Below are 12,158 nucleotides of genomic sequence, written 5' to 3' on the forward strand. Positions count from 1 at the left end.
ACCACAGAAACCGCCGTATAAATCCCGTTGAGACGCCGTCCCATCGTCGTTATCCAGAAACAGCCGAAATAAAAAAAGCCAGCAGGTATTCTCTGCTGGCGGGTGATTTTAGGCTATCGCCTACACCAATACTCAGTCACACATGATGTCTGCAATTGGCTTCAATCGGTCGCCTCCCACTGCATCAGTTCCGCGAGCATTTTTAAGCGCTGCGACGCGCTCAGGCAAGCCAGCCAGGACGTTTTTTCCGTCGCGGCAAAATATCTCAACCAGAACTGGTGCATAGTGACCTCTTCCTCTTGCTTCATCGAAAGGTATTATTGGCCTAATATAGGGATAATAAAATTGCTGAGTTTTTCATCGGAGTTCCCCTTTTATGCCCTCAGGTCGCCTGCAACAACAATTTATCCGTCTCTGGCAATGTTGTGACGGTAAAACGCAAGACACCACGCTTAATGAGCTGGCGGATCTGCTGAACTGTTCGCGTCGCCATATGCGTACGCTACTAAATACGATGCAGGCGCGCGGTTGGCTAACATGGGAAGCCGAGGTCGGACGCGGAAAGCGTTCGCGTCTGACGTTCCTGTATACCGGACTGGCGCTGCAACAGCAGCGGGCGGAAGACCTGCTGGAACAAGATCGAATCGATCAACTGGTACAACTGGTCGGCGATAAAAGCGCTGTCAGGCAAATGCTGATTTCCCATCTGGGACGCAGCTTCCGCCAGGGGCGGCATATTCTGCGGGTTCTTTACTATCGTCCGATGCACAATCTCCTGCCGGGAACCGCATTACGTCGCTCGGAAACTCATATTGCCCGGCAAATTTTCAGTTCGCTCACGCGGGTAAATGAGGAAAACGGGGAACTGGAAGCGGACATTGCGCACCACTGGCAGCAAATTTCCCCTTTACTGTGGCGCTTCTACCTGCGCCCCGGCATTCATTTTCATCATGGCCGCGAGCTGGAGATGGAAGATGTCATCGCCTCGCTGACGCGTATCAATACGCTTCCGCTTTACTCGCACATCACAAAGATAGACTCCCCTACCGCGTGGACGCTGGATATTCATCTTTCCCAGCCGGATCGCTGGTTGCCGTGGCTGCTGGGCCAGGTCCCGGCGATGATTTTGCCGCGGGAGTGGGAAACGCTGGCTAATTTCGCCAGCCACCCTATCGGCACCGGGCCTTATGCCGTGCGGCGTAATACGCCAAACCAACTCAAGATACTCGCCTTTGATGACTACTTCGGCTATCGGGCGTTGATAGACGAAGTGAACGTCTGGGTACTGCCGGATATCAGTGAAGAACCGGCCTGCGGCTTGATGCTGGAAGGGCCGATACAAGGCGGTGAAAAAGCGATAGAAAGCCGACTGGAAGAGGGGTGCTATTACCTGCTATTCGACGCCAGAACGCCGCGCGGCGCGCATCCGCAGGTCAGAGAATGGGTAAGCCACGTCCTCTCCCCCACCAATTTACTCTATCATGCCGATGAACCGCTACAGCAGCTCTGGTTCCCGGCCTATGGGCTTTTACCGCGCTGGCATCACGCCCGTCCAGGCCCGGGCGAAAAACCCGCCGGGCTGGAAACCCTCACGCTGACCTTCTATCGCGAACACATTGAGCACCGGGTTATCGCCCGTATCATGAGCGCGCTTCTGGCTGAACATCAGGTGCATCTGCATATTCAGGAGATCGACTACGATCAATGGCACGCCGGCGAGATCGAAAGCGATATCTGGCTCAATAGTGCTAACTTTACGCTGCCGCTGGATTTCTCGCTGTTCGCGCACCTGTGCGAAGTACCACTCTTGCAGAACTGCATTCCGCGCGACTGGCAGGGCGACGCCGCGCAGTGGCGCGCTGGCGAGATGAACCTGGCGAACTGGTGCCAGCAACTGCTGGCCAACAAAGCGATTGTGCCGCTGATCCACCACTGGCTGATTATCCAGGGACAACGCAGTATGCGCGGGCTGCGCATGAATACCCTCGGCTGGTTTGATTTTAAATCGGCGTGGTTTGCGCCGCCGGATCCTTAAAAGCCAGCTCTTAATTGCTGCCCGGCAACAAAATCACTACACTAACGCCGAACTCAACGGGGTGCCGCGCTCATGCGCGCGCTGAGAAAATACCCGTCGAACCTGATCCGGATAATGCCGGCGAAGGGATTTGAGGCTACCTCTCAAGTCCTTTGCCACTCTTTAACTGAGGTGCAAAGTGTTAAAAAAATATCTTCCGCTTTTACTCCTGTGCGCGGCGCCTGCTTTCGCCAAACCCGTTCTCACCGTCTATACCTACGACTCGTTCGCCGCCGACTGGGGGCCAGGCCCGGCGGTGAAAAAAGCGTTTGAAGCCGATTGCAACTGCGAGCTGAAACTGGTGGCGCTGGAGGATGGCGTTTCGCTGCTCAACCGCCTGCGGATGGAGGGGAAGAACAGCAAAGCCGATGTGGTGTTGGGGCTGGACAATAATCTGCTGGAGGCGGCCACGCAAACTAAACTTTTTGCCAAAAGCGGCGTGGCGAATGAGGCGGTCAAGGTGCCCGGCGGCTGGAAAAACGACACATTTGTGCCGTTCGATTACGGCTATTTCGCCTTTGTCTACGATAAAAGCAAGCTGAAAAATCCGCCGAAAAGCCTGAAAGAACTGGTCGAGAGCGATCAAAAATGGCGGGTGATTTATCAGGACCCGCGTACCAGTACGCCAGGGCTGGGGCTGTTACTGTGGATGCGCAAAGTCTATGGCGATAACGCGCCGCAGGCCTGGCAAAAACTGGCGGCCAAAACGGTGACGGTGACGAAAGGCTGGAGCGAGGCCTACGGTTTATTTCTGAAAGATGAAAGCGATTTGGTGCTCAGTTACACCACCTCTCCGGCATATCACATTATTGAAGAGAAGAAGGACAATTACGCCGCCGCGAACTTCAGCGAAGGCCATTACTTACAGGTAGAAGTCGCGGCGCGTACCGTCGCCAGTAAGCAGCCGGAACTGGCTGAGAAATTCCTCAAATTTATGGTTTCTCCGGCGTTTCAGAACGCCATACCCACCGGCAACTGGATGTACCCGGTAGCGGACGTCGCCTTACCAGCAGGGTTTGAATCATTGGCCAAACCCGCCACAACGCTGGAATTCACGCCGCAACAAGTGGCAGCACAACGCCAGGCATGGATTAGCGAATGGCAACGCGCCGTCAGCCGTTAATTCCCGGCTGGCTGGTTCCGGGGCTGTGCGCCGCCGCGCTGATGATAACCGTCTCGCTGGCGGCCTTTCTGGCGCTTTGGCTGAACGCGCCGGCGGGCGCGTGGTCGGCAATCTGGCGGGATAGCTACCTGTGGCATGTGGTGCGCTTCTCATTCTGGCAGGCGTTTCTGTCCGCAGTGCTGTCTGTGGTCCCGGCGGTTTTTCTCGCTCGCGCGCTTTATCGACGCCGTTTTCCTGGACGTCTGGCGCTGCTGCGTCTATGCGCCATGACGCTGATTCTGCCGGTACTGGTTGCCGTGTTCGGTATTCTTAGCGTGTATGGCCGTCAGGGCTGGCTGGCCTCGCTGTGGCAGATGCTGGGGCTTCAGTGGACATTCTCCCCCTACGGCTTGCAGGGCATTTTACTGGCGCACGTCTTTTTTAACCTGCCAATGGCGAGCCGTTTGTTGCTGCAATCGTTGGAAAGCATTCCCGGCGAGCAGCGCCAGCTCGCCGCCCAGCTCGGTATGCGCGGCTGGCATTTTTTCCGTTTTGTCGAATGGCCGTGGCTGCGCCGCCAAATTCCGCCCGTCGCGGCGCTGATTTTTATGCTCTGCTTCGCCAGTTTCGCAACGGTCCTGTCGCTCGGCGGCGGCCCGCAGGCCACCACTATCGAACTGGCTATCTTTCAGGCGCTCAGTTATGACTACGATCCCGCCTGCGCGGCGATGCTGGCATTAATCCAGATGGTCTGCTGCCTGGCGCTGGTGCTGCTAAGCCAACGTTTGAGCAAAGCGATTGCGCCGGGGATGACGCTGACGCAGGGCTGGCGCGATCCTGACGATCGTCTCCACAGCCGTCTGACGGACGCCTTATTAATCGTGCTGGCGCTGCTGCTGCTGCTTCCGCCGCTGGTCGCCGTGGTGGTCGATGGCGTTAACCGCAGCCTGCCGCAGGTGCTGGCGCAACCCATTCTGTGGCAGGCTGTCTGGACATCGCTACGCATTGCGCTGGCGGCGGGCGTTCTGTGTGTGGTGCTGACCATGATGCTGCTGTGGAGTAGCCGCGAGCTACGCCAACGCCAGCAACTATTCGCCGGACAAACGCTGGAACTCAGCGGGATGTTGATCCTCGCGATGCCGGGGATCGTGCTGGCGACAGGCTTCTTTTTACTGCTCAATAACAGCGTTGGCTTACCGGAATCCGCCGACGGCATCGTGATTTTCACCAATGCGCTGATGGCAATCCCCTACGCGCTAAAAGTCCTGGAAAACCCAATGCGCGATATTACCGCCCGTTATGGAATGCTGTGCCAGTCATTAGGAATTGAAGGCTGGTCGCGGTTAAAGGTCGTGGAACTGCGGGCGCTGAAACGTCCGCTGGCGCAGGCGCTGGCGTTTGCCTGCGTACTTTCTATCGGTGATTTTGGCGTCGTCGCGCTTTTCGGCAATGACAATTTCCGCACGCTGCCGTTTTATCTGTATCAGCAGATCGGCTCCTACCGCAGCCAGGACGGCGCGGTGACCGCGCTGATACTATTGCTGCTCTGCTTTACGTTATTTACCCTCATAGAGAAACTACCGGGCCGACATGCTAAAACTGATTGATATCACCTGGCTTTACCATCATTTGCCGATGCGTTTTACGCTGGCGGTAGAACGCGGCGAGCAGGTGGCGATTCTTGGCCCCAGCGGCGCGGGGAAAAGCACGTTGTTGAATTTAATTGCCGGTTTTCTTGCGCCTGCCAGCGGTACGCTACTGATTGCCGGCGACGATCATACGCTTACGCCGCCCTCACGCCGTCCGGTCTCAATGCTGTTTCAGGAGAATAATTTATTCAGCCACCTGAATGTGCAGCAAAATATCGGTCTGGGGCTAAACCCTGGGTTAACGCTAAATGCCAGCCAGCGGGAAAAACGGGACGCTATCGCACGTCAGATGGGCATTGAGAGTCTGATGGCGCGTTTGCCGGGCGAACTGTCCGGCGGCCAGCGTCAGCGGGTAGCTCTGGCGCGCTGCCTGGTACGTGAACAGCCGGTACTGTTGCTGGATGAACCGTTCTCCGCACTCGATCCCGCGCTGCGCCAGGAGATGCTGACGCTGGTCAGCGATATCTGCCGCGAGCGGCAGCTCACGCTGTTGATGGTCTCGCACAGCGTGGAAGATGCGGCGCGAATTGCGCCCCGGTCAATCGTCGTGGCCGACGGACGCATTGCGTGGCAAGGCAAAACAGACGAGCTACTCAGCGGTCAAGCCAGCGCCTCAGCGCTATTGGGCATCAAATCCCATATTTTGTAGGCCGGATAAGGCGAAGCCGCCATCCGGCAAAGGAATCGTTAGTAACCCACAACTTTGCGCAGAATATCGATATATACCGGCATCAGCGGGTGGCGAATCAGCACCACCAGCGCGACCACGCCGATCCCGAGCGTCAACGGCGCCAGATACAGCAAACGGCTGCGGGGGAAATACGCGGTTAAACGATCGACTGCCGCTTTGCCGCTGCGCCACAGCCGCCAGCATAGCCAGCCTCCGACCCACAGCAGCAACGCCGTCGCCAGCAGCAGCCATTTGAAATCTCCGCTCTGCATATCGGAAGGAATATCGATTGCCGCTCCCGCCAGAATGCCCGGCAGGAAATAAAACGGCGGCCACAGCAAACAGCCAATCAAGTTCGGCCCAATAAATTTCGCCACGGGAAGATCCAGCATCCCTGCCACCATCGGCACCAGAGGCCTCGTCGGACCGACAAAACGTCCGACCAGGATCGTGAACATACTGTGCTGATGCAGCGCGTGTTCGGTTTTATCCAGCAGCGACTTGTTCTTTTTCATAAAAGACCAGCGGTGTAGCGGCTTTTTAAAGCGCCACCCCAGCCAGAACGAAATCCAGTCGCCCATCAGACAGCCGATAATACCCACCAGCCAGGCATGCCAAAAATTGAGCTCGCCGCTGCCGATAAGCGCGCCCAGCCCCGCCATCAGTACCGTACCGGGTAAAATCAACCCCACCAGCGCCAGCGATTCCAGGAAGGCGACCAGTAACACGGCGATAAGCGAATAGAGAGCGGATTGGGTGATAAAGTGTTCCAGCAGTGCTTGCATAGTGTGTCCGTCAGCGTGATGAAGCAGGGATTCTGCTTACCCCGTCCCCCTTCGTCAAGCCGTCAATTATCCGAATAGTTACGGCTTATGACATCTTTGTGGACACATCATTCACTTTTTATTCACATCCGGCCCTGAACTCGCTAGGACTTGCCCCGGTGCATTTTTTAAATACCCGCGAAAAATAGAGCTGATCGTCAAATCCAACATTGCGCCCAACGGTCGCTATCGGCATTCGCGTAGTGCTAAGCAGGAGTTTCGCCTGGCTGATACGCTGATCTTCGCGCCAACTCAATACGCTAATGCCTAACTGCTGGCGGAACAGATGCGATAACCGGGAGGGCGACAGGCAGACATGCTGGGCGACGCTGGCGATATCAAAATGGCTGTCCGCCAGATGGTCGCTGATATACTGGCAGGCATCGCGCACACGGCTATCCATCGGCGGATGCAACGACTCATTAATTACCGCCATACGTCTGAGCAACAACTGCTCCAGCAGATTGATCGCCAGTAGCTCAGAATAGCGACCTTCCCCTTGCCCGGCGCTGATGATCTGCCCGAACAGTTCGCTGAAATGCGGCTGGCGCGCCTCGTCCGGGCGGAAAAATCCTGTCTGGGCAAAGATTGTCGGCCAGGTCAGCCACTCTTGCCAGTAGGCGCGGGGCCGGAAGTAAACCCACTGGTGATACCACTCGCTGGCGTCCGGATGCCGTCCATAGTGATGAATCTCGCCCGGCGGAAACAATAATATATCGCCAGGCCGACAGACAAACTGCTCGCCATTATTATTAATGACGCCCTCTCCGCGGATGGTCAGGTTAAGAATATATCCCTTCATGCCCAACGGACGATCGATAAAAAAATCCAGGTATCCATTCGCTTCAATTGGCGTCAGTCCGGCGACCAGATGGGCATTAAATGAATATCCCGGCAATAGCGGATCATTTTGCGTTTCAGCCATTATTTCTCTACCCCCCGATGTTCAGAGAAGAAACAAATTGTCCATATTGACCAGGACGAAAGAAGTTACGTCTCCGCAAGACCTTGCGCGTGATGAAAGCACGTATCAACCCCGCTTGTGAAAAGCGCTTTGTAACAAAAGCGTACAGTTCAGGCGATAAAATTAAGCAACAGAAGTGTCTATAACTATGGCTGGAATGTCCACATTGAATATTTGCACAGCGTCACACTTTGCAAAGCATTAGCATTTTTGTCCATAAGATTAGCGGATCCTGCCTGACGGTTTTTGCCGCGACTCTCTACTGTTTCTCCATACCTGTTTTTCTGGATGGAGTAAGACGATGGCAATTGCAATTGGCCTCGATTTTGGCAGTGATTCAGTGCGCGCTCTGGCAGTGGACTGCGCCACCGGCGACGAGATCGCCACCAGTGTAGAGTGGTATCCGCGCTGGCAAGAAGGCCGTTATTGCGACGGCCCGAACAACCAGTTCCGTCATCATCCGCGCGACTACATGGAGTCAATGGAGGCCGCGCTGAAAGCCGTTTTGGCACAATTAAGCGCCGCGCAACGCGCAAATGTCGTTGGCATTGGCGTTGACAGCACCGGTTCTACGCCAGCGCCGATTGACGCCGACGGTAACGTCCTGGCGCTGCGTCCGGAGTTCGCCGAGAACCCGAATGCGATGTTTGTGCTGTGGAAAGATCACACCGCCGTGGAAGAGGCCGATGAAATCACTCGTCTGTGCCATAAGCCAGGCAAGGTCGACTACTCCCGCTATATTGGCGGCATTTACTCCAGCGAATGGTTCTGGGCAAAGATTCTGCACGTCACCCGTCAGGATAGCGCCGTCGCGCAGGCCGCCGTCTCGTGGATTGAACTGTGTGACTGGGTGCCGGCGCTGCTTTCCGGCACCACTCGCCCGCAGGATATCCGCCGTGGCCGCTGCAGCGCCGGGCACAAAACGCTGTGGCATGAAAGCTGGGGCGGCCTGCCGCCCGCGAGCTTCTTTGATGAACTCGATCCGTGCATTAACCGTCATCTGCGCTACCCGTTATTTAGCGAAACCTTCACCGCCGATCTGCCCGTGGGCACCCTGTGCGCCGAATGGGCGCAGCGCCTCGGCTTGCCGGAAAGCGTGGTGATTTCCGGCGGCGCGTTCGACTGTCACATGGGCGCGGTCGGCGCGGGCGCACAGCCCAATACGCTGGTAAAAGTCATCGGCACGTCTACCTGCGACATTCTGATTGCGGATAAACAGAGCGTCGGCGAACGCGCGGTGAAAGGCATTTGCGGTCAGGTTGACGGCAGCGTGGTGCCGAACTTTATCGGTCTGGAAGCGGGGCAATCTGCTTTCGGCGACATTTACGCCTGGTTTGGTCGCGTACTCAGTTGGCCGCTGGCGCAGCTTGCCGCGCAGCATCCGGAACTTAAAGATCAGATTAACGCTAGCCAGAAGCAGCTACTGCCAGCGCTCACCGACGCCTGGGCGAAAAATCCGTCCCTGGATCACCTGCCGGTGGTGCTCGACTGGTTTAACGGTCGCCGCACGCCAAACGCTAATCAGCGTCTGAAAGGCGTCATTACCGATCTCAATCTCGCCACCGACGCGCCAGCGCTGTTTGGCGGTTTGGTCGCCTCGACCGCCTTCGGCGCGCGCGCCATTCAGGAGTGTTTTACCGATCAAGGTATTGCGGTCAATAACGTGATGGCGCTTGGCGGCATCGCCCGTAAAAATCAGGTCATTATGCAGGTCTGCTGCGACGTACTGAATCGTCCGTTGCAGATCGTCGCTTCCGACCAGTGCTGCGCATTAGGCGCCGCTATCTTTGCCGCCGTCGCTGCGAAGGTCCATGCAGACATTCCAGCCGCCCAGCAAAGCATGGCGAGCGCGGTAGAACGCACTCTACGCCCTTGCCCTGAACAGGCGCAACGCTTCGAACAGCTTTACCGCCGCTACCAGCAGTGGGCGCTAAGCGCAGAACAACATTATCTTCCGACTGCCGCGCCGGCGCCAACGACCCCGGCCAATCAGGCAATCCTGACTCATTAAGGACACGACAATGACGATTTTTGATAATTATGAAGTATGGTTTGTGATTGGCAGCCAGCATTTGTATGGCGCAGAAACCCTGCGTCAGGTCACTCAACATGCCGAGCATGTGGTCAACACGCTGAATACCGAAGCCAAACTGCCATGTAAACTGGTATTAAAACCGCTGGGCACCTCGCCGGATGAGATTACCGCCATTTGTCGTGACGCCAATTATGACGATCGCTGCGCGGGGCTGGTGGTCTGGCTGCACACCTTCTCCCCGGCCAAAATGTGGATCAACGGGCTGAGTATCCTTAACAAACCACTACTGCAATTCCATACCCAATTTAACGCCGCCCTGCCGTGGGACAGCATCGATATGGACTTTATGAACCTGAACCAGACTGCGCACGGCGGCCGCGAGTTCGGTTTTATCGGCGCGCGGATGCGCCAGCAGCACGCGGTCGTCACTGGCCACTGGCAGGATAAAGAGGCCCATACGCGTATCGGCGCCTGGATGCGCCAGGCGGTCTCTAAACAGGATACCCGCCAGCTAAAAGTCTGCCGCTTCGGCGACAATATGCGTGAAGTCGCAGTGACTGACGGTGATAAAGTGGCCGCGCAAATCAAATTTGGCTTTTCGGTCAATACCTGGGCGGTCGGCGATCTGGTGCAGGTGGTGAATTCCATCGGCGACGGCGATATCAACGCTCTGATTGACGAGTATGAAAGCAGCTATACCCTGACGCCCGCCACCCGGATCCACGGCGATAAACGCCAGAACGTGCGGGAAGCGGCGCGTATTGAACTCGGTATGAAGCGTTTCCTGGAACAGGGCGGCTTCCACGCATTTACTACTACCTTTGAAGATTTACACGGTCTGAAACAGCTTCCGGGTCTGGCCGTACAGCGTCTGATGCAACAGGGCTACGGCTTTGCGGGCGAAGGCGACTGGAAAACCGCCGCTCTGCTTCGCATTATGAAAGTGATGTCAACCGGTCTGCAGGGCGGCACCTCATTTATGGAGGATTACACCTACCACTTCGAGAAAGGCAACGATCTGGTGCTCGGCTCGCACATGCTGGAAGTGTGTCCGTCCATCGCGGTGGAAGAGAAACCGATCCTCGACGTCCAGCACCTCGGCATTGGCGGCAAGGAAGATCCGGCGCGTTTGATTTTCAATACCCAAACCGGCCCGGCGATCGTCGCCAGTCTGATCGACCTCGGCGATCGTTATCGCCTGCTGGTCAACTGCATTGACACCGTAAAAACGCCGCACTCCCTGCCGAAACTGCCGGTGGCTAACGCGCTGTGGAAGGCGCAGCCGGATCTGCCGACCGCCTCCGAAGCGTGGATTCTGGCTGGCGGCGCGCACCATACCGTCTTCAGCCACGCGCTGGATCTGAACGATATGCGCCAGTTCGCAGAAATACACGATATCGAAATCGCGGTGATTGATAACGATACCCGTCTGCCAGCCTTTAAGGACGCTCTGCGCTGGAACGAGGTGTATTACGGTTTAAAACGCTAAAAGTGGAGTCTGAATGCCCGGTGGCACTGCGTTTACCGGGCCTACGGTCCTGTAGGCCGAATAAGGCATTTATGTCGCCATCCGGCACACCGTCGCTCGTAGGCCGGATAAGCGAAGCGCCATCCGGCAGGGAGAAAACAATGTTAGAAGATCTCAAACGCCAGGTACTGGAAGCCAATCTGGCGCTGCCAAAACACAACCTGGTCACCCTCACCTGGGGTAACGTTAGTGCCATCGTTCGCGAACGCGGCGTATTGGTGATTAAGCCGTCCGGCGTCGATTATAGCGTCATGACCGCTGACGATATGGTGGTGGTCAGCCTGGAGACTGGTGAAGTCGTTGAAGGTCATAAAAAACCGTCGTCCGATACGCCAACCCACCGTTTGTTATATCAGGCATTTCCGACTATCGGCGGCATCGTACACACCCATTCGCGCCACGCGACTATCTGGGCGCAGGCGGGTCAGTCGATTCCGGCGACAGGAACCACCCATGCCGACTATTTCTACGGTACAATTCCCTGCACTCGCAAAATGACCGAGGCGGAAATTAATGGCGAGTATGAATGGGAAACGGGCAATGTCATTGTTGAGGCCTTTGAAAAACAAGGCATTAACGCCGCTCAAATGCCCGGCGTGCTTGTCCATTCGCACGGCCCGTTTGCCTGGGGTAAAAATGCCGAGGATGCCGTGCATAACGCCATCGTGCTGGAAGAAGTGGCCTATATGGGGATCTTCTGCCGCCAGCTTGCGCCACAGTTGCCCGGCATGCAGCAATCCCTTCTGGATAAACACTATCTACGCAAACACGGCGCAAAAGCCTATTACGGGCAGTAATGCCTCTAAAAACGCGTCCCATTGGGGGTAATGCCGATCAGTTAAGGATCGGTTGACCGATCCAGTGGTTGTGTAAGAATCCGGAAATGCTCACCCGTTTCCGGATTTTTTTATGCACATTGGACAGGCTCTCGATCTCGTTTCCCGCTACGATTCTCTGCGTAACCCTCTGACTTCTCTCGGGGATTACCTTGACCCGGACCTGATTGCCCGATGCCTTGAAGAGGCGGGAACTGTCACCCTGCGCAAGCGTCGCCTGCCGCTGGAGATGATGGTCTGGTGCGTTGTTGGCATGGCGCTGGAGCGTGAAAAGCCTCTTCATCACATCGTCAACCACCTGGACATCATGTTACCCGGCAGTCGCCCCTTTGTCGCTCCCAGCGCTGTGATCCAGGCCCGACAGCGTCTGGGAAGTGAGGCGGTTCGCCGGGTGTTCACCCAGACAGCCCAGCTCTGGCATGGCGCCACAACACATCCGCACTGGTGTGGTCTGACACTGCTGGCGGTGGACGGTG

The 12,158-nt window shown here is 56.5% G+C and carries 11 protein-coding genes and 1 riboswitch; of the genes, 8 read left to right on the top strand and 3 right to left on the bottom strand.

Annotation, left to right across the window (positions count from 1 at the left end; genetic code table 11):
* Positions 1–161: 161 nt before the first annotated feature.
* On the bottom strand, positions 162–284 hold the full coding sequence (gene sgrT, locus ACLD11_RS13795; RefSeq protein ID WP_183059859.1) for a glucose uptake inhibitor SgrT: 123 nt from the start codon (positions 282–284) through the stop codon (positions 162–164).
* Between the two features lie 92 nt (positions 285–376).
* Between sgrT and sgrR the strand changes: the two genes are divergently transcribed.
* From sgrR to thiQ, 4 genes are all read left to right on the top strand, one after another.
* Positions 377–2,035, top strand: coding sequence for an HTH-type transcriptional regulator SgrR (sgrR, locus tag ACLD11_RS13800; protein WP_064043304.1), 1,659 nt, complete (start codon positions 377–379; stop codon positions 2,033–2,035).
* A gap of 47 nt (positions 2,036–2,082) precedes the next feature.
* A riboswitch (TPP riboswitch) is annotated at positions 2,083–2,182 on the top strand.
* Positions 2,183–2,213: 31 nt separating this feature from the next.
* The gene (thiB, locus tag ACLD11_RS13805; RefSeq protein ID WP_411015012.1) at positions 2,214–3,197 is read left to right on the top strand and encodes a thiamine ABC transporter substrate binding subunit; all 984 of its coding nucleotides are present in this window, start codon (positions 2,214–2,216) and stop codon (positions 3,195–3,197) included.
* Positions 3,173–4,783, top strand: coding sequence for a thiamine/thiamine pyrophosphate ABC transporter permease ThiP (thiP, locus tag ACLD11_RS13810; RefSeq protein WP_411015013.1), 1,611 nt, complete (start codon positions 3,173–3,175; stop codon positions 4,781–4,783). The genes thiB and thiP overlap by 25 nt, the downstream gene beginning before the upstream one ends.
* The gene (thiQ, locus tag ACLD11_RS13815; RefSeq protein ID WP_023220757.1) at positions 4,767–5,474 is read left to right on the top strand and encodes a thiamine ABC transporter ATP-binding protein ThiQ; all 708 of its coding nucleotides are present in this window, start codon (positions 4,767–4,769) and stop codon (positions 5,472–5,474) included. Before thiP ends, thiQ begins: the two co-directional genes overlap by 17 nt.
* Positions 5,475–5,512: 38 nt before the next feature.
* Here the strand turns inward: thiQ and ACLD11_RS13820 are convergent, their stop codons facing one another.
* Positions 5,513–6,280: a DedA family protein gene (locus tag ACLD11_RS13820; RefSeq protein ID WP_411015014.1), complete on the bottom strand. Its 768-nt coding sequence runs from the start codon at positions 6,278–6,280 to the stop codon at positions 5,513–5,515.
* Between the two features lie 118 nt (positions 6,281–6,398).
* Positions 6,399–7,244, bottom strand: a complete 846-nt coding sequence (araC, locus tag ACLD11_RS13825) for an arabinose operon transcriptional regulator AraC (RefSeq protein ID WP_000852387.1) — start codon at positions 7,242–7,244, stop codon at positions 6,399–6,401.
* 340 nt (positions 7,245–7,584) lie between these two features.
* On the opposite strand from araC, the gene araB reads away from it, so the two are divergent.
* From araB to ACLD11_RS13845, 4 genes are all read left to right on the top strand, one after another.
* Positions 7,585–9,294 (top strand): ribulokinase, encoded by a 1,710-nt coding sequence (araB, locus tag ACLD11_RS13830; RefSeq protein ID WP_411015015.1) that lies wholly within the window; start codon positions 7,585–7,587, stop codon positions 9,292–9,294.
* A 10-nt stretch (positions 9,295–9,304) separates the two neighbouring features.
* The gene (araA, locus tag ACLD11_RS13835) at positions 9,305–10,807 is read left to right on the top strand and encodes an L-arabinose isomerase (RefSeq protein WP_411011803.1); all 1,503 of its coding nucleotides are present in this window, start codon (positions 9,305–9,307) and stop codon (positions 10,805–10,807) included.
* 140 nt (positions 10,808–10,947) lie between these two features.
* The gene (araD, locus tag ACLD11_RS13840) at positions 10,948–11,643 is read left to right on the top strand and encodes an L-ribulose-5-phosphate 4-epimerase (RefSeq protein ID WP_411011804.1); all 696 of its coding nucleotides are present in this window, start codon (positions 10,948–10,950) and stop codon (positions 11,641–11,643) included.
* A 112-nt stretch (positions 11,644–11,755) separates the two neighbouring features.
* Positions 11,756–12,158, top strand: a 403-nt coding sequence (locus ACLD11_RS13845) for a transposase domain-containing protein (RefSeq protein WP_411015016.1), incomplete at its 3' end; no start/stop codon positions are given.

The organism is Salmonella sp. 741265116_PST, assembly GCF_046567715.1.
GTDB lineage: Bacteria > Pseudomonadota > Gammaproteobacteria > Enterobacterales > Enterobacteriaceae > Salmonella > Salmonella enterica.

Excerpts from the sequence above, each read along its gene's own strand:
- sgrT (WP_183059859.1), bottom strand. The coding sequence starts at position 284 with ATGCACCAGTTCTGGTTGAGATATTTTGCCGCGACGGAAAAAACGTCC.
- sgrR (WP_064043304.1), top strand. The coding sequence starts at position 377 with ATGCCCTCAGGTCGCCTGCAACAACAATTTATCCGTCTCTGGCAATGT.
- thiP (WP_411015013.1), top strand. The coding sequence starts at position 3,173 with ATGGCAACGCGCCGTCAGCCGTTAATTCCCGGCTGGCTGGTTCCGGGG.
- thiQ (WP_023220757.1), top strand. The coding sequence starts at position 4,767 with ATGCTAAAACTGATTGATATCACCTGGCTTTACCATCATTTGCCGATG.
- ACLD11_RS13820 (WP_411015014.1), bottom strand. The coding sequence starts at position 6,280 with ATGCAAGCACTGCTGGAACACTTTATCACCCAATCCGCTCTCTATTCG.
- araC (WP_000852387.1), bottom strand. The coding sequence starts at position 7,244 with ATGGCTGAAACGCAAAATGATCCGCTATTGCCGGGATATTCATTTAAT.
- araB (WP_411015015.1), top strand. The coding sequence starts at position 7,585 with ATGGCAATTGCAATTGGCCTCGATTTTGGCAGTGATTCAGTGCGCGCT.
- araA (WP_411011803.1), top strand. The coding sequence starts at position 9,305 with ATGACGATTTTTGATAATTATGAAGTATGGTTTGTGATTGGCAGCCAG.
- araD (WP_411011804.1), top strand. The coding sequence starts at position 10,948 with ATGTTAGAAGATCTCAAACGCCAGGTACTGGAAGCCAATCTGGCGCTG.